General features: G+C 38.1%; 22 protein-coding genes and 1 other RNA gene. 10 read left to right on the forward strand and 13 right to left on the reverse strand.

All coding sequences use genetic code 11. The features are described 5' to 3' along the window. The first annotated feature begins 107 nt into the window (after positions 1-107). Together ACIQAA_RS01075 and ACIQAA_RS01080 are read left to right on the forward strand one after the other, a co-directional pair. Positions 108-1,166, forward strand: coding sequence for a phosphotransferase family protein (locus ACIQAA_RS01075; RefSeq protein WP_402613823.1), 1,059 nt, complete (start codon positions 108-110; stop codon positions 1,164-1,166). A gap of 170 nt (positions 1,167-1,336) precedes the next feature. Continuing rightward, positions 1,337-1,666, forward strand: a complete 330-nt coding sequence (locus ACIQAA_RS01080; RefSeq protein ID WP_402613825.1) for a hypothetical protein — start codon at positions 1,337-1,339, stop codon at positions 1,664-1,666. 694 nt (positions 1,667-2,360) lie between these two features. Here the strand turns inward: ACIQAA_RS01080 and ACIQAA_RS01085 are convergent. Continuing rightward, positions 2,361-2,936, reverse strand: a complete 576-nt coding sequence (locus tag ACIQAA_RS01085) for an isoprenylcysteine carboxyl methyltransferase family protein (protein ID WP_402613827.1) — start codon at positions 2,934-2,936, stop codon at positions 2,361-2,363. Then, positions 2,937-4,025, reverse strand: a complete 1,089-nt coding sequence (locus ACIQAA_RS01090; RefSeq protein ID WP_402613829.1) for a type III polyketide synthase — start codon at positions 4,023-4,025, stop codon at positions 2,937-2,939. 708 nt (positions 4,026-4,733) lie between these two features. Here ACIQAA_RS01090 and ACIQAA_RS01095 point away from each other — a divergent pair. The 3 genes from ACIQAA_RS01095 to ACIQAA_RS01105 are packed head-to-tail and all read left to right on the forward strand — an operon-like array spanning position 4,734 to position 7,045. After that, complete coding sequence (locus ACIQAA_RS01095; RefSeq protein WP_063251174.1) at positions 4,734-4,883, forward strand: cytochrome c oxidase subunit 2A; 150 nt, start codon at positions 4,734-4,736, stop codon at positions 4,881-4,883. 21 nt (positions 4,884-4,904) lie between these two features. Next, on the forward strand, positions 4,905-5,381 hold the full coding sequence (locus ACIQAA_RS01100; protein WP_402613832.1) for a cytochrome c oxidase subunit II: 477 nt from the start codon (positions 4,905-4,907) through the stop codon (positions 5,379-5,381). Next, positions 5,381-7,045, forward strand: a complete 1,665-nt coding sequence (locus tag ACIQAA_RS01105; protein ID WP_402613835.1) for a b(o/a)3-type cytochrome-c oxidase subunit 1 — start codon at positions 5,381-5,383, stop codon at positions 7,043-7,045. The genes ACIQAA_RS01100 and ACIQAA_RS01105 overlap by 1 nt, the downstream gene beginning before the upstream one ends. 21 nt (positions 7,046-7,066) lie before the next feature. Here the strand turns inward: ACIQAA_RS01105 and ACIQAA_RS01110 are convergent, their stop codons facing one another. From ACIQAA_RS01110 to ACIQAA_RS01125, 4 genes are all read right to left on the reverse strand, one after another. Then, positions 7,067-7,468 (reverse strand): DMT family transporter, encoded by a 402-nt coding sequence (locus ACIQAA_RS01110; RefSeq protein WP_402615567.1) that lies wholly within the window; start codon positions 7,466-7,468, stop codon positions 7,067-7,069. Beyond that, positions 7,447-7,602, reverse strand: a complete 156-nt coding sequence (locus ACIQAA_RS01115) for a hypothetical protein (protein WP_402613838.1) — start codon at positions 7,600-7,602, stop codon at positions 7,447-7,449. Before ACIQAA_RS01115 ends, ACIQAA_RS01110 begins: the two co-directional genes overlap by 22 nt. Positions 7,603-7,666: 64 nt before the next feature. After that, entirely contained in the window at positions 7,667-9,175 is a 1,509-nt protein-coding gene (locus ACIQAA_RS01120; RefSeq protein WP_402613841.1) for a carboxypeptidase M32, read from the reverse strand. Between the two features lie 342 nt (positions 9,176-9,517). Beyond that, positions 9,518-11,881, reverse strand: coding sequence for a nitric-oxide reductase large subunit (locus tag ACIQAA_RS01125; protein ID WP_402613844.1), 2,364 nt, complete (start codon positions 11,879-11,881; stop codon positions 9,518-9,520). A gap of 219 nt (positions 11,882-12,100) precedes the next feature. Between ACIQAA_RS01125 and ACIQAA_RS01130 the strand changes: the two genes are divergently transcribed. From ACIQAA_RS01130 to ACIQAA_RS01150, 5 genes are read left to right on the forward strand one after another with little or no spacing between them, the layout of a single operon-like run. Beyond that, positions 12,101-12,793, forward strand: a complete 693-nt coding sequence (locus ACIQAA_RS01130) for a Crp/Fnr family transcriptional regulator (protein WP_402613847.1) — start codon at positions 12,101-12,103, stop codon at positions 12,791-12,793. 26 nt (positions 12,794-12,819) lie between these two features. Next, positions 12,820-13,053 carry a DUF2249 domain-containing protein gene (locus ACIQAA_RS01135; RefSeq protein ID WP_402613850.1) on the forward strand — a complete coding sequence of 78 codons (234 nt, stop codon included), beginning with the start codon at positions 12,820-12,822 and terminating at the stop codon, positions 13,051-13,053. 24 nt (positions 13,054-13,077) lie between these two features. Beyond that, positions 13,078-13,284: a DUF2249 domain-containing protein gene (locus ACIQAA_RS01140; RefSeq protein ID WP_402613853.1), complete on the forward strand. Its 207-nt coding sequence runs from the start codon at positions 13,078-13,080 to the stop codon at positions 13,282-13,284. A 14-nt stretch (positions 13,285-13,298) separates the two neighbouring features. Then, a complete protein-coding gene (locus ACIQAA_RS01145) occupies positions 13,299-14,543 on the forward strand; it encodes a hypothetical protein (protein ID WP_402613856.1) in 1,245 nt (414 codons plus the stop codon). 13 nt (positions 14,544-14,556) lie between these two features. Beyond that, positions 14,557-14,853 (forward strand): metal-sulfur cluster assembly factor, encoded by a 297-nt coding sequence (locus ACIQAA_RS01150; protein WP_402613859.1) that lies wholly within the window; start codon positions 14,557-14,559, stop codon positions 14,851-14,853. Positions 14,854-14,890: 37 nt separating this feature from the next. Here the strand turns inward: ACIQAA_RS01150 and ACIQAA_RS01155 are convergent, their stop codons facing one another. The 7 genes from ACIQAA_RS01155 to ACIQAA_RS01185 all read right to left on the reverse strand — a co-directional run bounded on the left by ACIQAA_RS01155 (position 14,891) and on the right by ACIQAA_RS01185 (position 22,054). Next, positions 14,891-16,816, reverse strand: coding sequence for an ATP-dependent DNA helicase (locus ACIQAA_RS01155; RefSeq protein ID WP_402613862.1), 1,926 nt, complete (start codon positions 16,814-16,816; stop codon positions 14,891-14,893). Between the two features lie 66 nt (positions 16,817-16,882). Beyond that, positions 16,883-18,025 carry a THUMP domain-containing class I SAM-dependent RNA methyltransferase gene (locus ACIQAA_RS01160; RefSeq protein ID WP_402613865.1) on the reverse strand — a complete coding sequence of 381 codons (1,143 nt, stop codon included), beginning with the start codon at positions 18,023-18,025 and terminating at the stop codon, positions 16,883-16,885. Between the two features lie 314 nt (positions 18,026-18,339). After that, positions 18,340-18,744: RNase P RNA component class B (gene rnpB, locus ACIQAA_RS01165), an RNA gene on the reverse strand. An 80-nt stretch (positions 18,745-18,824) separates the two neighbouring features. Continuing rightward, positions 18,825-19,127, reverse strand: a complete 303-nt coding sequence (gpsB, locus tag ACIQAA_RS01170) for a cell division regulator GpsB (RefSeq protein ID WP_402613868.1) — start codon at positions 19,125-19,127, stop codon at positions 18,825-18,827. A gap of 113 nt (positions 19,128-19,240) precedes the next feature. Beyond that, the gene (locus tag ACIQAA_RS01175; protein WP_402615570.1) at positions 19,241-19,798 is read right to left on the reverse strand and encodes an SLOG family protein; all 558 of its coding nucleotides are present in this window, start codon (positions 19,796-19,798) and stop codon (positions 19,241-19,243) included. A 102-nt stretch (positions 19,799-19,900) separates the two neighbouring features. Continuing rightward, the gene (locus ACIQAA_RS01180) at positions 19,901-20,362 is read right to left on the reverse strand and encodes a CotD family spore coat protein (RefSeq protein WP_402613871.1); all 462 of its coding nucleotides are present in this window, start codon (positions 20,360-20,362) and stop codon (positions 19,901-19,903) included. 438 nt (positions 20,363-20,800) lie between these two features. Beyond that, on the reverse strand, positions 20,801-22,054 hold the full coding sequence (locus ACIQAA_RS01185; RefSeq protein ID WP_402613874.1) for a ribonuclease H-like domain-containing protein: 1,254 nt from the start codon (positions 22,052-22,054) through the stop codon (positions 20,801-20,803). Between the last annotated feature and the right edge of the window lie 14 nt (positions 22,055-22,068).

Consider the following 22,068-nt stretch of genomic DNA (forward strand, 5'->3'; position numbering starts at 1 on the left):
AAATTCCATATCAATCCCGTAGATACCTTTTATATTCCAAGATTTAATGATTGGCATGGTTTTTGCATGAATTTATATAAAGTGAAAGTTTTTAAGGAGGTTTAAAAATGTTAACACAAAAAATTAATGTTTCGGCTCAATCTGAAAATGAAATTAACTGGACGGAGTTTGAAACGTATCTTAGGAGTCAAATCCAGCTTGATACAGCACAAATGGAAGTCAAACAATTTTCAGAAGGATATTCAAACTTAACATTTCTTATTAAAGTAGGAAAATGGGAAGCGGTCATGAGACGGCCCCCTTTTGGTAAAATCCCGCCTAAAGCTCATGATGTTGAAAGGGAGTATCGTTTGCTAGAGAAAATCAATCCAGTTTTCCCGCTTGCTCCAAAACCATACTTTTGTGAGCACAATCCTGAAATTATGGATAAGCCATTTTATGTAATGGAGAAAAAAAATGGGGTTGTTCTTGACGATACGATCCCAGCTGAATTTAGTACTATACCAAATATTAAAAAAACCATTTCTGAATCGACCGTTGATACATTGGTCCAACTTCACGATATTAATTATAAAAAAACTGGATTGCAAGATATGGGGAAACCAGATGGCTATTTAGAAAGACAAGTACATGGATGGATCAAAAGATATCACAATTGTAAAACCGATGAAATTAAAGTTTATCCTGCTATTGAAAAGTGGATTATGGCAAACATCCCGAATTCACCAAGCCCAACCATCGTCCACAATGATTACAAGCTTAATAATATGATGCTTTCGACAACCAATCCTGGAAAAATTGTTGGGGTCTTTGACTGGGAATTGTCTACGATTGGGGATCCTCTTACTGATTTAGCATCTGCAATTGCTTATTGGAAGGATGAAAATGACCCATTTACTGCCATTAATTCTGTAACAACATTAGGCGGATTTATTTCTAGGGAAGAGTTTATCGACCGATATGCTAAGCAAAGTAATAGAGATCTTTCTAATTTTCCTTTTTACTTAGCTTTCGCCTATTTTAAAATTGCGGTCATTTTACAGCAGATTTATTACAGATGGAAGGAAGGATATCTAGGAGATGATCGATTTACTTCTTTAAATGAGGGCATTCACAATTTAATGACATTATCTCATGATGTTATTTATTTGAATAATAAAAAATAAGAAAGAAAACAGAAAATAGAATAATTGATACTTTTGAACAGCTAGTTAAACAGCTGAAAAATGACATTGACTAGTTAAACAAACAATTTCTTCTTGCTGAAAAAGTAAATAAATAGCTTCGTCTAGCAAATTGTTCGCCTTTTATATCACAAGTTTGGAGGAGTCTTGTAATGATGGAATCTCAATCAGAGGAAATCTTGCATATGCCGGATTTGCTTTTTGCAAAGCTTTGTGAGGTAAAATATGAAATTAATAAAGGAGTTTACAATACGATTGATAGTTGGCTTTATAAGAAAGGTTTAAGTCAAATCTTAGAAAGACGAAAAACGATTCTATCTTTTTTTAAATATATCCGTCTAACTGAAAATCAAGGTAAGAAAGTCAAGTTCGGTCCTGGAGGATTAATCACAAGATTGGAGCATTTTTATGGAACAACCAGTCGGACGATTCAATCATACAGCGATTTAAACAGGGATTATCTCAGATATGCAGAAAAATAAACTGAATCATCGAGAAGATGTTTATGGTATCGCGGTGCAGGTCAAGGAGTGATGATCAATTGTGAAATAGCGATATCTGTTATTCTATTTTGCAGTGTTAGCTTCTTATAAATCACCACTAACTAGAATGATAGTTGGTCTATTGGTATCAATGTATTTTTTATTTAAAAATCTTTTGATAGGAGGGGATGATAATGCACTTGTTTGAACTATTTATTTCTATTGAAATATTAAAGTATTTTGAAGAGGAATCTAACTTTTTAAATACACAACAAAAAAGTCGCACCGCTCTTTAACAAAATTCAATTTATTTGAACAGAAAAATAATTGGTTTCTTTGCTGTCGAAGGAAATAATTCAGATTTGGTGCTTTGCAGTGACCGAAACTACTTTAATTTATGTTATTCGGTCACTCCAGCCTACCTGGAGTGACCCAATGCCTTCTCTGAATGCCCTTCGGTCACTCTAGCAAAAAATAAGCCAAGGAATTTCTCCTTGGCTTATGTACGTATCCTTTAACGAGTTACATTTTTTAAGACGTGCTTCATGACAAATGCGTATATGATTACCGTTCCACCTACAAATGCAAAAGCCATAGTAACACCTTCCTATCCGCTCAACTGTGATGAGAATGATTTTCATTCTTCCTTAAAATTAGGATATCACAACTGATAATCATTTTCAACACACAAAAGTTAATTGTCATATTTATTTAACAATTTTGGCAGAAACCGATTACAGCTTCCAAAGCTTCCTTCGTATTCAGTCAGTTCCCGCAGTGCTTTTTCCTCTGCAGGAATTCTGATTGACAGCATGATTATATTTAATATCGTAAACAAGCAAGCCGTCATGTATGCACCCAACATCAATGGTACGACCAAAAGTTCAATGGAGACAACCAAATAATTGGGATGTTTGATAAAACGGTATGGACCTCTTCTAACCACTTCAACATTAGGTAAAACTATAATTTTAGTATTCCAATAACGTCCAAGCGACGAGATTGCCCAAACTCTAATCAGCTGCGCACAAACAAACACCGCTGCCAACAATGGCCAGAAAGCTGAGAACTCACGTGAAAAGGTAATCTTCTCAAAAAGTAAGACTACAAAAAACATAGAATGCATGATCACGATAAATTGATAATGCTTCATACCAAATTCTAGTGCACCCTGTTCCTTCATCCACTTCTCATTTTTTCGAGCAATCACTAATTCAAGTAAACGTTGAAAGATCAAAACTGAAATAAATATAATAAAAGGAATCATCATTTACCCCCATTTCAGTAAAAGCAATTCTGAACTAAATCCCGGACCTAGAGCGGTGCAAAGTCCATAAGACCCTTCTTCACCACCTATTTCCATAAATCGCCTAAGTACATATAGGATGGTTGCCGACGACATGTTTCCAAATTGTTTTAACACATCCAGTGAAATGTCAGTCATTGAAACAGGTATTCCTAATGATTTGATATAAGCTTCAATCACCTTTTTCCCGCCAGGATGTGCAATAAAATGGTCAATCTCAGCCAGCTTGAGTCCATTCTCATTTAAAAATTTACTAACATTTGGTTTTAGCCACTCCTCAATAATACTCGGGATATCTCTGGAAAAGACTACAAATAGGCCTTGATCTCTTATATCCCATCCCATAACATCTAAGGAATCTGGCATTAACGTAGATTGAGTATTAATAATCGCTGGCACAGTCTTTTTAGCAGAAAGATTCTCAACGTTTACCTCATTTCCACAAATCAATGCACACGCCACGCCATCCGCAAATAGTGAGGTTCCAATTAAGTTACTCTTTGAAAAGTCGTTCCTTTGAAAGGTTAGACTGCAGAGTTCAACAGAAAGCACCAAAACCTTGGAATCAGGGCAGGCATTGCAATATTCAAATGCGCGCGATAATCCGGCAGCACCTCCAGCGCAGCCAAGCCCCCAAATGGGAATTCTTTTTGTGTCCTCCCGAAATGGCATTAGGTTCATGATTCTGGCCTCAACACTGGGAGTTGCCATACCCGTTGTTGAAATATAGAATATCGCGTCAATTTCTTCACAATGTATTTCTCTCGTTAAAAATATCTCATTTTTAAGGCAAGCCTCAATTGCCCTCATTCCTAGTGTCACAGCAGATTCGATATAAGCATTGTTTTTCACACCAAAAGAATGGTCTTCTCTATACCAGACGATATCTTTAACGATGTGTCTTTTTTCGATTTGCCCGTTTTGGAAGGCTTTAAGCAGCCTTTCGATATCCTTAAACCTTTCCGAAAAAAGTTCTCTGGCAAAGTCTATTGCTTGCTCTTGTCTTATTTCAAACTCCGGAACAGCTTCTGCTACTGAAAGAATCGTTGGCATTGGTTTATTCTCCTTCAATGTAGGTAATGGTATTTTTACCAAAATAAGGAGATTTATGTACAAAAAAAAGCTTCCCTGCTAGAGGGAAGCCAACGTTTTGAAGGTTGTTGTTGTTGTGCTCTTTGATTATAACTGAGAAGCTGCAGTTAAATCATTACGAAAACTTTTCCATTTTTCTTAAGGCTGTTTTCGGAAAGGTTGTAGTTAAAATCTTAAAGCCGATTTAGCGCTTTATCATTTTTTGTCAGATTGGGCTTGAACCTCAATTTTGATCTTTTTATCAGCTAAGGATCCACAGACTTTACAATATTCGATTTTGTCATAGAGGAGACGGCATGGTTCACAATAATATTTTTCCATAAGTAACACGCTCGCTTCTCAAAATTTTGATGCATCTATATCATTCTATTAAAAAAGTCTCAAAATTGTGACAACTGTTTAAAAAACAGGCTTTTTTCATCATATAAGACATATTCAATTACTTTTATCACAGGTAATAAGTGATAGTTCACATTTTATTCACAACTTCACCACTACTATTGTGATATAAATCACTGTTATATCAATTTATTACTATTAACATAGTACTTATCTAAGGAATGAACATTTTGTGAACTGTCGATTTTGTTATTTTTTCTCCACAATTGTTTTGTATTATGAAAGAGAACTTATTATTTAATTTAACTATTCTGAAGGGGGTCTTGGGGGATGGCGAAAGCGGAACTGAAAACAAACAAAAAAACAGAAATTGAAGACAGCTCTTCTCTTAAAGGGACATTAGCGTCCGTTTTCTTTTTGGGAATCTTTTTAGTTGTCACATGGGTAAGTGTCTACTTCTTATTTTTAGACCGTTTTTAGAGAGGGAAAGGGGAAAAAGCCATGCATATGCATAAGTTTGAAAAAATTTGGCTTATATTCGGTATAGGCGCACTAGTGGTTTTCTTATCAGTTGTGGGTGTAAGCGCTTTTTATTTAGGAAACAAGCCACCAAGCTGTTTAACCACTATTGATCCAAAAAAAGTTGATACTCAGGCTCCGTTCGATAAGCCTGGATTAAACAAAGTTGAAGGAAAAGAATGGGACTATGAATTAGTGTATGTGGCTTCTGCCTTCTTCTACAATCCTGCAGAAGTGGAAGTTCCATTAGGAGCAAAAGTAAAGGTTATTGCTACAACAAAAGACGTTGTCCATGGTTTCCAAGTAGCTGGTACAAATATCAATATGATGCTAGAACCAGGTTATGTAAACGAAATTGTCACAACGTTCGATAAAGAAGGCGAATACTTAGTGGTTTGTAACGAGTACTGCGGTACTGGTCATCACTTAATGAGTTCAAAGATAAAGGTGGTTAAATAATGATTAGCCAAACAGCAAAATTAAAAGTTGATCCACGTGATGGAAAGCTTGCGATGGCACACTTTTATGTTGCCTTTATCGCACTAGCTTTAGGCGGTCTAATGGGATTACTACAAACCCTTGTCCGCTCTGGTAAATTTGAACTTCCATGGGGTATTGATTATTATCAAATTTTAACCGTACATGGTGTTTTAATGGGTCTTGTTTTAACAACGTTCTTTATTATGGGATTTCAATATGCGGCTGTCAGCCGGACAGCAGGTACTCACTCTCCAGCAGCGCGCCGGATTGGCTGGATTGGCTTTTGGGTAATGACTGTCGGAACCATCATGGCTGCAACGATGGTTTTACTTAAAGAAGCATCTGTTCTTTATACATTCTACGCACCACTGAAAGCTCACTGGATCTTTTACTTAGGTATGACATTCGTAGTTGTGGGAAGCTGGCTTGATGGAGCTGCCCAAATTATGACTTATGCCAGATGGCGTAGAGAAAACCCGGGTAAACCAAGTCCATTGTTAAGCTTTATGGCTATCATAAATACAGTAATGTGGATTGTAGCAACATTAGGCGTAGCGTCAACCGTACTATTCCAGTTACTGCCATGGTCACTTGGCTTAGTAGACACAGTTGATGTCCTTGTTAGTCGTACATTGTTCTGGTATTTCGGACACCCACTCGTTTATTTCTGGTTACTTCCAGCATATATGTGTTGGTATGCAATCATACCAAAAATTATTGGCGGTAAAATTTTCTCAGATTCATTAGCACGTCTATCGTTTATTCTGTTTTTACTTTTCTCCATTCCAGTTGGTTTCCACCATCAATTAACGGAACCTGGTATTGATCCAGCGTGGAAATTTTTACAGGTAGTTCTAACGTTTATGGTTATCATTCCATCACTGATGACTGCATTTTCTTTATTCGCAACCTTTGAGAGATTTGGCCGTTCTAAAGGGGCAACAGGACTTTTTGGCTGGTTCAAGGTTTTACCTTGGAATGACGCTCGTTTTACCGTTCCATTTATCGGTATGGCAAGCTTTATTCCAGCAGGAGCTGGAGGTATCATCAACGCTTCAAACCAAATGAACCAAGTAGTCCATAACACGATTTGGGTAACAGGCCACTTCCATTTAACTGCTGCAACCTCTGTTGTCTTAACGTTTTTTGGAATTACTTTTTGGCTTGTTCCGCATTTAACGGGTCGGAAATTAACGAAAGCAATGAACAAACTAGCAATTATTCAAGGCTGGGTTTGGTTTATCGGAATGGCGTTTATGTCAGGTGCCATGCACTTCCAAGGACTTCTTGGCGGTCCACGACGTTCTGCCTACTCAACATATGGAGATTCAGCACAAGCAATGGAATGGATTCCTTACCAAATTGCACAAGCGGTGGGCGGGTCGATTTTATTCCTAGGAATCATTTTGATGATTATCATCTTTGTAAATCTTGCATTCTTTGCACCTAAAGGAGAAGAAGATTTCCCTGTAGGTGAAGCAGAGAATTGGGAAGAAAAAGCACCGATGATATTTGAAAACTGGAAATTATGGCTCGGTATTACTGCAGCCCTAATCCTTTTCGCTTACACCATACCGTTTATCGATATGATTCAAAATGCACCTCCAGGCTCACCAGGATTTAAAACTTGGGGTTCTTGGTAACAAACGTCAAAAAGGCTTCATTTATACTGAAGCCTTTTTCGCATTTATTTTATAGGTTGTTTTCGGCAAATTTATCAGAATAACTGATAACAAAATAATAACAGTTCCAACAAATTGAAGGATCCCAAAGTTTTCATTATACAGGAAGACACTTAGTAATGTAGCAGCCACTGGCTCCACCGTCGCGATAATCGATGCTTTACTGCTCTCCATTTTCTCTAGTCCCTTTGTATATAATAAGTAAGCTATAACCGTTGGAAATAAGCCCAAACCTAATACGTAAAGGATGACTTCTCCGCTTACTAAAAGACTTCCTTTTTCAAGAAGATTTGTAAATAGAAGTAACGTGATAGCAGCCACTACAAAGGTATAAAAAGTAACTGTGAATGGGCGATATTTTGCTAACGCAAATTTACCGAAAATAGTGTATAGAGCCTCAAGGTGACAATCTCCATTGAAGTAAAACCTAAAAGTGCCAGCTTTCTAACAAAAATGGCTATGATTCCCCACAAAGCTGCACTGACAGCAATCATCATGATTGGACCAATTTTCCCCATCACACACACACCTTTATGAATTAAAGAAGAAGGGAAATGTTCTTCCCCTTCCTTCGTCTTCTATTCATTTTAATTGATAGACTTTCCCATATTTCTCATACAAATAATCGATTAGATACTGCGCATTTAAACCTTCCCCTGTTACATCATGAAGGATTTCTAATGGCTTTTTCTGCTTACCGTATTGGTGAATATTCTGCGTCAGCCAGTCCTTGATTGGCAGCAAATTACCTTCCTCTAACAGTTGGTTAAAGTTAGGCAGATCTTCAAGCATTTTGTTCTTAAACTGCGCAGCATACATGTACCCCAATGCATACGACGGGAAATATCCAAAACTTCCCCCTGCCCAGTGAACATCCTGAAGTACACCTTTTGCATCGTTCTCTGGAGTAATGCCTAGATATTCTTGATATAATTTATTCCAAACCTTTGGAAGGTCCCTCACCTCTATCTCACCATTAAATAGACCTTTTTCAATTTCATAGCGAATAATGATATGAAGAGGATATGTTAATTCATCTGCTTCAATTCTAATCAGCGAAGGCTTCGATTCATTTACAGCCCGGTAAAAATCTTCAATTGACACATCATCGAACTGACCCGTTGCATAGGTCTTCAATAGTTCATAGTTATTTTTCCAAAAAGAAAAACTGCGCCCGACAATATTTTCGTAGAAAAGGGACTGTGATTCATGGATACCCATTGATGTTCCCGTGCATAATGGCGTACCAATTAAATCTGTTGAAATATTTTGTTCGTATAACGCATGGCCGCCTTCGTGAATGGTCCCGAAAACAGCTGTACGGAAATCCTGCTCATTATAATTGGTTGTAACCCGGACATCTCCTGGATTTAAGCCGGTTGCAAAGGGATGCACGGTTTCATCGAGTCTGCCAGCATCGAAGTTATAACCCATTTTCACAAGAATTTCCAAGCTTAATGCCTTCTGTTTATCTTTTTTAAAGGTTTCAAACAAAAACTCTGTTTTAGGTTTATTAGGAGAATCAGCAATTTGCTTGACCAGCGGTACAATTTTCTCTCTTAAGTCTCCAAAAACCTGGTCAAGGACTTCTACTGTCATACCGGGTTCATATAAATCCAACAACACATTATATGGATTTCCTTTATGACCCCAATAAGTAATAAAACGTTTTGTTGTTGCAACCAGTTTCTCTAAGTAAGGTCTGAACAACTCAAAATCGGACTCTTCCTTTGCCTGTTCCCAGACTGTTTCTGCCTTGGATTGGAGAATAACATATTCCTTATACTCGTCCGCAGGAATTTTTTTGTTGCGTTCGTATTCTTTTTTACATTCCTGAAGTATTTTCATTGTCTTTTCAGATAGTTTATTTTTCGAAAGCGTTGCTATGTATGCGGCCATATCTTCAGAGGTAGACATTTTAAAAACTTCAGAGGAAAGCATGCCTATGACTTCAGACCGCTGATCCATTCCCTGCTTTGGAGCCCCAGTCCGTAGGTCCCAATAAATCAACCCAAGCGCTTCATTATAGGCACTCATTTTCTTAACATATTCTAAAAACTTTTTTTCTACTTGCTCTGGAGTCATTCTCATAATAAATCCCCCTTTTTACTAACCATTTGTATTTTATCATATTTTTCTGAAAATCCATGGATAAAAAAAACAACAGAAGATAAATTCTGTTGTAAAATGAATTTAGGGAAAGAGGATGTTTTTATTATAAAAAATATGTCTGGCATTGCGACCGGAAGGAGAAAAATAAGGTGAAAGAATTGATAGGCTTTTGCAGCTCATGCGCAAAAGAGATTTATTGTTTAGAAGGCTTCTTTAACGGCATACAAACTGACGACCGAAAGATCTATTGCTTTGAATGCTATGAATCTAAACAAGAAAAAAATCCGCAAAATTAGCCCTTGCGGATTTTTTCATATATGACTAGTCCTCGTCCACCGCTAAATCTTTCACTGGGAGCTGCTCTTCTTCCTTATGTGTTGGCTTACGAAGATTAAAGAGTGCCTTCAAACTGAAAGCGAGTAACACCACAACACCAATTAAGAAGATTGTATCTGGAACTGCACGCCATGTCAAAATGCTTTGCACAATATCCTTTTGAAGGAATTCAGCTGACCGAGAAGCGGCATAACCATGATCATAAGCTTCTTTTAATTGGATGATTCCAACCGGTAGAAGTGATACGAATACCATACCTGCAAGACCAACGTTGAGTGCAATGCAGCTGATTTTTACCCATTTATCGTTCCATGCTTCTGGTTTCACGATATTTCGCAATGAGTACAATAAGACCGCACAAGCGAACATTCCGTATACACCCATCATTGATCCATGGCCATGGGCAGGCGTTAAAAATTGTCCGTGCTCTAAGAAACTTACAGCAGGCAGATTGATTAAGAACCCCAATACCCCTGCTCCAACTAAATTCCAGATACCAACAGAGATCAAGAACCAGAAAGTACCTTTATAAGGGAAGTTATTTCCGCCATCTTTCATTACCTTATAATGCTCATAAGCTTCTAGGATTAGGAGCGTTAAGGGAATAACCTCCAGAGCAGAGAAAACGGCACCAAGGGCAATCCAAATTTCTGCGGAACCGTTGTAATAGTAATGGTGTCCAATACCGATGACGCCGCTTCCTAATAGTAAGATTAATTGGAAATATAGTGCTTTTACTGTAGAGCTCTTCGTTACAAGCTTCATTTGAACCATTAAGAATCCGATCACAACCACTGCAAATACTTCAAAAATACCTTCTACCCATAAGTGAATAATCCACCAGCGCCAGTAGTCTGCAAAGGTAAAGCTTGTATCAGGGTTGATTAATAAGGCAAAAATGTAGAATGCCGGTACAGCGATCGCAGAGTAGTACAATAAGTGGATGAGTCCACCTTTATCGCTTTCACGCTTTAAGCCGCTCTTAAGTCCACGATAGACGATGAAAAGCCAAATGAGCATTCCTGCTATCAAAATAATCTGCCATAAACGTCCTAGCTCAATATATTCCCAGCCAGTGTGACCAAGAAGGAACCAATTGTTTCCCAAGTATCCATTTGCACCCAGCCACTGTCCACTCATACTTCCAACAACAAGGACAACTAATGCCCAGAATAAAATATCTACCAATAATCCTTGTTTCTTAGGCTCGTAGCCGCCAACAAGCGGTGCTACATAAATACCCATTCCTAACCAAGCTGTTGCAATCCAAAAGATTGCCAGCTGCAAATGATAGCCTTTTGTGATATTAAATGGAAGGATGTCATGAATCCATTTAATTCCAAAGAAACTATCTGGTTCTATATAATAATGAGCTAATAATGCACCGAGCATAGCCTGGATAAAGAATAAAGCCACAACGATGACAAAGTACTTTCCTGTTTTTACTTGTGACAGCGTCAGTGGAATCTTCTTCAGGTCGATTTGCGGGAAGTTTCCTTCCTTATATGCCTTGTCCATGTCTAAATGATAACGATAGAACACCCACAATATAATACCAATAAAGAGAATTAATAACGTTACACTGACACCGCTCCAAAGGATGGCAGAGAACGACATTTGATTACCTGCGTCTTCATAATATGGCCAGTTATTTGTATAAGTGATTTCATCCCCTTGACGAACAGTGCTTGAAAGCCATGCCGTCCAGAAGAAGAAGTCCGCAATTTGTTCTATCTGATCACCTTCAGCAACATAGGCACGATCTTTTGCCGGCATATCTGATTCCTTGATCAAATTCTCTTTTAATCCCCAGCCATCACCTTTAGTGAAGATCTCCTTATAGTATTCTCTCACTTTTTCAAGACCAAAATCTTGAGCATTTGTTAGTTCCATTGTATCCGTGCTGCTATCATAACGATTTTCACGCATTTCTTTGATAACATTATTTTTAATGATAGACTTCTCATCTTCAGATAAGGAAGCATAGCTGCTTTCAAATTTTTCATTAGCTCTGAAGTCTTGCATTCCTTCTGTATAAATTTTCAAAGCTTCAGCTGTATAATCTGGACCCATATACGATCCATGACCTAGTACTGTTCCGTAATCCATTAAGCCATACTTTTGGAAGACTGCTTGTCCTCCCATAATACTTTCTTTCGTAAAAAGCACTTCGCCGTTTTTATTGGTTATTTCTAAAGGTCTTGGTGCCTGCTCCTTGAAGATCCAATAACCGCCAGCCAACAAAACGGTAAAGCTAAGTAATATTGTTATAATTAAAATAGACTTTAGAAGTGCATTTCGATTTGCCTTAACCACTTGGTTCGTTTTTGTTCCCCGCTGTATTTCCATTTTTGTCATCCTTTCTCGTTTCATTACCTACCGTATTCTAGCGTTCACAAGAAAGACACAAAGTGAAACTTCTCATTCTTGGCATGTGAAATTTAGCACACACTCCACTGAGAATAATTTTCAAATAAATTTGCTATCTATGATGGAGGTCACATAATTGCTTTTCAATCACTGATAAAATGAAGGTAATCAAGAATTACTATTACGAAGGTGATGTTAATGAGGCAAGAGGACATAAATAAAAGATTATCTGATGTCCCTCTATTCAAAGAATTATCAGATAAGGAGCTGGAACCCTTCATAAAAATTGCATTGACTCGCTTTTATAAGCAGAAGATGTATGTATTTATGCAGGATGATCCACTTGATCGGGTATTTTTTATCCATTCTGGAAAAATCAAAATCTATAAAACAGATTTTTCCGGGAAGGAACAAATTGTTTCAATACTCGAACCTGGTGAGATGTTCCCACATGCAGGTTTTTTCCGGGAAGGAAACTTTCCAGCACATGCCGAGGTGTTGGAAGAGGCAAATCTTATTGTCATACCAATAGATAAATTTGAAGAAACGCTTATTGCGAATCCGGAACTCTGCATTAAGCTTTTTAAAGTGTTAGGAGAAAAAATTGTTGATCTCCAAGGAAGGTTAGAGGCACAGGTCCTCCATAACACCTTTGAACAAATTGTATTACTTCTTATTCGGCTTTGTCAGTCAAATGGTGAACAAGTTGGCAGCAGGTATCAGCTTACAACACAATTTACCAATCGTGAGCTTGCAAACATGATTGGCACCTCTAGGGAGACTGTCAGCAGAACGATCAACCATTTAAAAAAGAAAAACTACATTAACCAGTGCGAAAATGGCTTCTATCTAATTGACCGCGATGCACTGGAACAGGAATTATTCTATTAACCAAATCATTCAGGGAGCTGTTGAAAATGGAACAGAAGATTATTGAGCTAGATGTGAGAGAAGATTTAAAGAATAAGATTGAACCATTCCAAAAAATTATGGAAACCATCAAAGAAGTAAAAGAAAATGATATTTTTATCCTCCACACCCCTTTCAAGCCTGTACCCTTGTTTGCTGTATTAAAAGCAAAAGGCTTTACTCATGAAGCAGAGGAAATTGAGGCAAAGCACTGGAAGGTTACCTTTACAAAGAATGCCTAAATGAGAGTATGAAAGGTGATTAAAATGATGTTAGATAATAGAGGTTTAGAACCGCCGCAGCCAATGATGAGGACTCTTGCCGCCTTAGAAAAATTAGGTGAAGGTGAAGTACTAACGATTATTAATGATAGAAGACCGATGTTCCTTTATGAACAGCTTGAGGAACTTGGCTACAAGCAGCGAACAGAACAACAAAACGACGGAAGTTTCAAAATTGAAATCTTTCTATAAGAAGGTGAACCATTATGCTTCCTCAGACAATGGGAAGTGAAACAAATATTAAGCTTCCATTCTCCTTTATTATTTTCAGTTTACTTGCGCTTGTGTTATCTCAGATTCTAGTTTTAGTGAATGGACAAATGGTCGTGAATGGCAGTTTTCGCATACCGGCCATCTGGTCAGCCGCCCACTTACTGGTCTTGGGCTGGGCTTTAATGGTGGCAATGGGTGCCATGTATCAGCTTGTACCAGTTGCTTTCTTAACACCCATTTGGAATGAGAAATTTGGTTTTATCCAGTTTTTTGTTACAGCAATTGGGATTGCAGCATTTTCCTGGTTGTTATATGTCTCTCCACAAAACGCATTGATTCCAGGAATTCTAATGCTGTTGGGGATCTTAATGTTTTTATTTCAAATGTTTATGACCCTAAGAAAGCAGGCAAAACCTAATATCCTAACAGCCTTTGTTGGAAGCGCGCTTGTTTGTTTATTCTTAACGATATTCTTAGGGATAACATTGATTTATTCACTGCAAACAGGCTTTGCTGCTGAGTATTATCAGGCTATTTTTAAAAGCCATCTTTTAATGGGCGTAACAGGCTGGTTTACACTATTAATTTTCGGTTTTTCTTATAAAATGGTTCCGATGTTTTCATTATCACACGGGTTTCCAATGGTACATGCTCGATATGTATATGGACTTTATATAGCCGGTCTTATGATTACATTACTTTCATTTTTTAACGGGAATGCATTACTATTAAAAGCAGGATTTTTCTTACTGCTTGTTGGTTTTTCAGTTTTCAGCTGGCATATCTCAATCATTATCAAAAAGAGGCTGAAGAAAAAACTTGATCATTCATTTAGATTTGCATTAGTTGCAATTGGATTAGGGAACATCCTCCATTTAGCAGCTTTCATTGCTTTATGGAGTGAGCGAAATTCAGCCCTATTGGGTCCATTTGTTTACTTATATTTATTACTGTGGATTGTCCTGAGTATTATGGGATATTTATATAAAATTGTTCCGTTCCTGTGGTGGACACATAAATACAGTAAGGAAATCGGCAAAAAATCCGTTCCATCCTTAAAAGATATGATGAATGAAAAAATTGTTGTTCCCTTATTTTCCTTATTTGTAATTGCCGTATTTGCTGTTTTCTTTTCAATCGTCTTTGAATCCATTCTGATTTTTAATATCGGACAATTTGTTCTATCAATTGTGTTTATCTTAATTGCCATTAGTATTTTAAAAGTCCTAAAAAAATAAAGAGGTGTTTATCATGAATCTAAAAGATAAAGTGGTTGAAGCATTAAAAAGTGTATATGACCCTGAATTGAATATTAATGTTGTCGACTTAGGATTAATTTATAATGTTGATGTAACGGATGATCATGACGTAGAGGTTACGATGACGTTAACCACACCAGGCTGCCCTCTTCATGACAGTATTACAAGAGGAGTACGCTATAGTATCGAAGGTATCGAAGAAACAAAAAATGTTGAAGTGAATCTTGTTTGGGAACCGGCATGGTCACCTGAGAAAATGACAGCTGAGGGACTTCGTTTATTAGGCTGATAAGAAAAAGGTCAGCATACGGTGCTGACCTTTTTGCTTATACTTCTACTGCTTCTGTCGGCAGAACATCTTTAATTTTCTGCAATAACGCTGGCTCGATATTTTCATTTAGCATGATATGAACACTGCCTCGATCGTTTTCACTTCGAATTAATCGACCTATCCCCTGTCTTAATCGCAGCAGCATATATGGTAAATCTACTTCCGTAAATGGGTCACTAACCCCATTTCGCTTAGCCGTAAACACAGGATCATTCGGCGGGAATGGGAGTGAAAAAACGATAACATTCTCTAAAGATCGGCCAGGAATATCTAAGCCTTCCCAAAGATGAATGGTGCAAAGAATGGCGTGCTCTTCATTTTGAAACTTTGAAACAAGCGTGCTTATTTCTTCATCCCCTTCAAAGTAAACAGGGTACGGAATATTCCCTGAAAGCTTTTCTTTTAGGCTTTTTAATTCATTTTGATTGTTTAGAAGAATCAGTGCCCGGCCTTCCGATTGAACAATCTTACTGATGACATAATCAAGTTTATCATCCAACGAGTTTGGATTGAATCGAGGAAGGAAAACTTCCATTTTTTCTTCGTAATCAAAAGGTGAATCAACAGAAAAGGATAAATACTCTTTAATTCCCAAGCTATTTGCGATGTAATCAAACTTCTTTTCATTCGATAATGTCGCAGAAGAAAAGATGAACGGTTTCTTTTGGGAGAATACTTCATCTTTCATGACTTCTTCTACCATTTTCGGCATAATGACAAGTGTCCGTTCATAACCTTTTTCTTCGAACCAAGTAATTCCATTCATTTCTTTAAGGAAGAGTGATAACGAGTACGTAATCTGCTCCAAATATTCTTCTACAATTTTCAAATCATATTCATTAATTACATACAATTCGCTCTCAAAGACAAGCTCCTCTTCGATTGCTTGGAGCCTATTAAGCAGCGTTGTACCATATTGTATTAAAGAAGGATGCATGGCAATCATTTGTTTTTCTGAACCTTCTGACGGGACAGCATGCTGTGAAATAGCACTAAAAAACTTATCATTATCTAAAAGAGCTTCCTCAATGGTATATAACGTTTTTTCACGTACTTCATTTTCCATCAGCCTTGTTAGTAAGGTCTCTAGTGTTGAATCAGTGAAGCGGTAGCTTAACGCTTTCTGTGCTGCATATTCGAGTAAATGTCCTTCATCAAAAACAACGGAAGAGTGTTCAGGTAATAACGGCAGCTGCCCTTCCCGTTTACGTGATTCTTTTGTCCAAATGTGCTCCATATAAAAATCATGTGAACAAATAATCAAGTCCTTCGCGTGACGGTAAAAATCACGATTTAGAGTGAGCCCGCAACGGTGTCTTTTTTCACAAGAAAAACAGTCCTGAACCATATCCCAGTTAATTTTCCCCCATGAATCATCGGACAACGAAGGATAATCCCGGCGGTCGCCATATCTTTCAAATTTTTGCATGGAGCCATCACTATGGACGAAATCTGGTAATTCCTCATAGATTCCGGCAATATCGTCGTTAAAGTCCTCATGCCTAACATAATCAAGCTTTTTTAAGCAAAGATATTGATCCCTTGATTTTGCCAATCTAACATCAATATTGAGCCCAAGTACTTTTTCAAGCTTGGCAATGTCACCTTCTTTTTTTACTAGCTGCTCGATTAATGTTTCATCCGCACAGGCAATGATGGCTGGCCTATTGGTATATCTGGCGTACATAATCGCGTAAAGTAAGTAAACGATGGTCTTTCCGGTACCAACTCCCGCTTCTGCAAACATGACCTTTTTTTCTTTAAATGCTTTTTCCAGCTGGAAGGCCATAAAGATTTGTTCATCTCGTAATTCAAAACCTGCCTCTGGTAAAATATCATAAAATAAGTCACCAATCCATTCACTCAGCTTGTCATAAAAGGATTCTGTTTTAGATACTACAAATGGAATACGGTCTTGCATATAACCACTCCTATAAACGAATTAAATGGAGCCTTTTCGGGCAGGCTCCAATTGTTCTAATCAGTACTATTCAAGTGTACGGGGAGGTCTTTTTCCCCAATATTGATAGAGGTCTGTGCGGATAAAGCCATTAAACAGCTTTCGCTTTTTGGTAGCTGGTTTCCCATAAAATTGCTCAAATTGTTCATTAGAAGTCATGATATAGATGGACCAGGTATCAAGCTTACTAAAAGCCTGTCCCATTTCCTTATACATATGCTCCACGGCTTGTTTCTCACCAAGTCTTTCGCCATATGGAGGATTGCCAACAATAACACCATATTCCTTGGTGGTTGTAATATCTCTTACTTGCATTTGTTTATATTGGATGAGATCACCAAGACCTGCCTCAAAGGAGTTTTCTTGAGCTATTTTGATCATACGATGATCAATATCAGTCCCCATAATATCCAATGGCTGGTCATAATTTGCTAAATCCTCCGCTTCGGTTCTAGCATCGTCCCATACTTTTCCCGGAATCCAGTTCCAATTTTCTGACACAAATTCTCGGTTAAAACCGGGAGCGATATTTTGACCAATCAAGGCAGCTTCAATTGGAATCGTACCAGACCCACAGAAAGGGTCGATAAACGGTTTATTAGGATTCCAATTTGTCAGTGAAACCAATGCAGCCGCGAGCGTTTCCTTTAATGGCGCTTCTCCTTGATCCACGCGATAACCGCGTTTATGTAGTCCTTGACCGCTCGTATCAATTGTTATTGTAGCGACGTCCTTTAACAATGCCACCTCAATTCGAAAATATGCCCCTGTTTCCTCAAACCAAGAGCTCCGCTTATAATGACTTTTCATTCGATCGACAACAGCTTTTTTTACGATGGCCTGACAATCGGAGACACTGAATAACTTTGATTTTACCGACTTCCCGGTAACGGGGAACTCTGCATCCTCCGGAAGGTATTTTTCCCATGGTAATGCTTTCGTCTTCTCAAATAGTTCATCAAAGGTATAGGCTTTAAATTCACCGACTTTTATTTTTACTCGGTCTGCCGTTCGCAGCCACAGATTGCTGCGCGCGATGGCATGTTCGTCACCTGAATAGATTACCTTGCCGTTTTCTACTTCACATTCATAACCGAGAGCACGTACTTCTTTTGCTACTAATGCTTCCAGACCCATCGCGGCGGTTGCAATTAATTGATATTTTCCCATTTCGTCCACCCTTAACTTTTTTACCTTATTATGTATGAATAGTTGCTGGTCTATCATACCATTATAGACCAAAATCAGTAAGCCCATGCAATCAGGATGTTGATTGGAGCTCCAGGCACTTCGCTTTCCGCGGGCGGTCCGGGGAGCCTCCTCGGCGCTTTTGCGCCTGCGGGGTCTCCCCTGCCCCGTCCTCCCGCAGGAGTCTCGTGCCTTCCGCTCCAATCAACGTGGTAAATAATTACAGACTAAAAGTAAAAAGACTCTCCTCGTAAGGAGAGTCGATACCGTTAATTTTATTATTGACATTAATAACGTTCTGTAAGCCATGTTCTGTACCATAGTACTGCAAACGACGTTACACGCCTCGTACTTAGGTGGTAATCATCTATCTACAGATTCAGGTGAATCTGTCCTTCTCCTCGTTCAATTCCTTAGAGAAAGTGCCCCTACCATTATTTGGGTTTCTCGCTCGTGGGGTTTACCTCGTTCCACCCTTTTCATTTCTGAAAAGGCTCCGTCACTGTGGCACTTTTATAGGTATTCATACCATATCCGACTCGGACTTAGGTATTTTCCCGGCCGTCAGCCAAGCCATTGGCTCAAGGCTGCCCTAGCTTATGAATTGGCTAGGCACGAACACTACGAGCATCGCAGCTCGTGCGAGCATGGACTTTCCTCTACAAGCAGGCAAATGCTTCTTGCAGCGATTACCCGAACGTTATTAATGAGTACTTTACTATTATATGCATTTGTAATTTATTAATCAATGGTTTTAATTAGGAAATCAAGGTACTATCTGTTAATCGTATAGTTTATTGCCAAAAACATGTTTTTCAAGATTTGATAAACGCTTTAAAATATCAAAGTTCGTCGTTCCTGCTGGTTGTGTTACTGGCTGTCTTCTAGTTGTTTCTTCCAGCTGTTTACGCAAGCGGAGATTTTCTTGCTGCAGATCTTCTATTTCCTGTTGGAACATTTCATAGTCCTTGATAATCAAGTCCAAATACTTATCAACATCTTCTTGTTTATAGCCTCGGACACCGGTCTTAAATTCTTTCTCTAAAATATCCTTAGCAGTTAATTTTACTTTATCGGACACCATTCTATTTCACCTCAGTATTCGCCAATCATTACCTATTATTTTTTCAAAAATAAGCCGTTTTGTCAATTTTTCTTTCTTATCCTATTTCATCGTTAATAATTTGGTGCACAGCATTAAAAATCCATACGTTTTAATTCTTCTTCTTCAACAATTACTTGTAAATCATAAAATGTGATGAGCTGGATAGGATATGAATGATTGCTTTGATAGTGTACTGCCATTTCGTATATGTATTTTGGGCTTCCTTCTTTCTCTTGATCATATAAAAGGAGCAGTGCGTCGCTTTTTTCAATAAAGAATTGATTTTTCAAACGAAACTGCCAAGGTTTTTCATACCCTTTTTTCGTTACTGAGTCGATGAAATCTGCTTGGGCCAGAATAGATTTATACCATTCCGTATTGTTTTCACTCCAAGAGGATTCCTGGTCTAAAAATGGGGTAATAACAGCGAGTTTTACATCAGGAAATTCTGATTTTAGTTCAAAAACGACTTCGGCAGCCCAAAGCTCGACACCTAATTGTCCGCTAATCAAAACCCACTCTAATCCAGCTTCCATCATTGGGATTAACTCTTTCTTAAAAGACGCTTTAATAAACATAACAGCAGGATGATCGTTTTTAAAAATTCCTAATTCAAACGGTTTGTAGCCTGAAACGGCTAAAACTTTAATCAAAATTATTCTCCTTATTGGCAACAGATGAGAGCCATCTTTTTTATAAACATATCAAAATAAATAAAAAAAACAAGGGCAGATTTGCCCTTGTTAGTATTGTTATCCCCAGAGTCGTCGCGGACGAGGGAATTGACCTGGCGCCATGCCCGGTCCCATTCCTGGTGCCATACCTGGTCCCATCATGCCTGGTCCCATTCCTTGACCCATGCCCGGTCCCATCATGCCTGGTCCCATTCCTTGACCCATGCCCGGTCCCATCATGCCTGGTCCCATATTTGGCATGTTGTTTCCAGGAGGTAATGCATTGCTCTGAGCTCCAGCAACAGCTGTTGGAGCAGGTCCAGGCATAGGACCTGGGCAGCAGTTAATGTGCTGATGACAACATTCCTCTGCACAAGAAGCTGTCTGAGGACAATAGTGTTTATGCTGGAACATATGATGATTAATTGTTGTTGTATGTGTTGGATGAATATGCGGAACCACTGTTGTTGAGAAAGTATGGTTCACTATTTGTTTAGTCGGATGAATGACTGGCGGCGCAAAATTAGTTCCAAGATACAATATAAGCTCTCCCTTCGATACTTTATTCTGTTTACATTAACAGCCTATGATAGGAGAGTAATTCTTGTACTAATGAAAATACCTATTTTTCATATTTCTAATTAAGATTAACTTCACTTAGACAACTGTCTAGCTCAAGTACCTCGTGATACGTGTCTATATTTTTCAGAATGGGCACTCTAACTTTTTATAGCATCGAATATAAGTTATCTTTTAAGCTTGAAAAAAGTACTGCAGTCAAACAAACGACAACAAAAAATAAATACAAGATTGCTTTATACATAGTATCTACTCCATTATTGTTTTATAGTCGTTTTTTACTCACAGTTTAATATTTTACATGTTTCAACTATAAGAAACAATATGGTAAATCGAATATTTCAGTTATTAAATGTGAAATTTTTGTTACAAATAATCGAGAGTTCACGAATGTTGGTTTTACCTGGGAAATTTAGCGAATTTCCCCTCTAAACGGAGTAGCCTTGTTTCAAGCTGCTGCAGAACTTTTTGCATTGGAGTATTGTTATTCTCCACTATTTCCAAAGCCTTTAGGCAATAATCCAAGGCAAGCTTATAATCTTTAATTTTATGCTCATATATTTTAGAAGCTTCAATGCATGCTTCAATACTCACCGTGGAATTTTCGGCGTCCGCCACTTCAATAAATAATGGTAAACTAATTTCCCAGTTTTGTTCTTTTTTAGATTGATAGGCTAATGCCAGCTTAGCTTGTAAAGATGTAAAGTCACTGCCTTCTACAAGCTTCGTTAATACCTTAGCAGCTTCGTCCTTTTCCCCCAAAGCAGCATACCAGCGTCCGACTTCAAATGATTCCTTCCGTGTTTGGTTGTTGTCTATTCCACAGAGTTGAAAGGTTAGATGGGTATATAAAGTAACAAGCGATAATATATCGATTTCATTGTGCTTTATGATTCCAAGCATTCCATCAGGCTGTTTACTGTCAATGAAATCAAAATAAATCATCGGAGCTAAGTAACCTGGGATATCATCATGCCGTTCTATCCCTAAGACGTCTTTTTCGACTACCGCTAACTTTAAACGATCTAATTTATGCTTCCAAAGTCTTTTTGCTGCATGAAATAAATCAAAATGGCCAAAAGCAGGAAGCTTAGGTACATGATCCCTTACCAAGGTGTGCCTGGTTTTCACTTGCGGCCAATCAAAGGATTTTCCATTATAAGTGACTAAAGTTTTATAGTTTACATTCTCTAAAAAGCTTTGATATAACGGGACTTCCGCACCTGGATGTGGGAGTATATGCTGCCTTAAAACAAGATTTTCACCGATTACACTCGCATAACCAAGTAAAAAAATCGTATTTCCTACTCCACCGCCAAGTCCTGTTGTTTCTGTATCAAAAAAGAATAATTCTTCTGCAGAATGCCCTTCGGCTGATAATGGATGGCTAATAGGCTGCTTATTCCAAATATCAACAGCTGTAAGAAAATCATGAAAGTGATAATGACCATGCTTTTGTGACAACGGATATTTTACTTCACGAATGAGACAGTAATCCTGATCCAAAAAATAAGGGGACACATTTTCACTTTCCCATTTAGGAAGGAATGGTATCTCGATCCTTGCAGATTCAGAAGGAGGAGTAGTGCTTTTTTCTGCTGCTCCTCCGGTAATATGCGGTTTTAGACGATTTAATTTATTTTTCAATGACATTTCAGCACTTCCTC

The sequence above is a fragment of the Neobacillus sp. NPDC093182 genome, assembly GCF_044754045.1.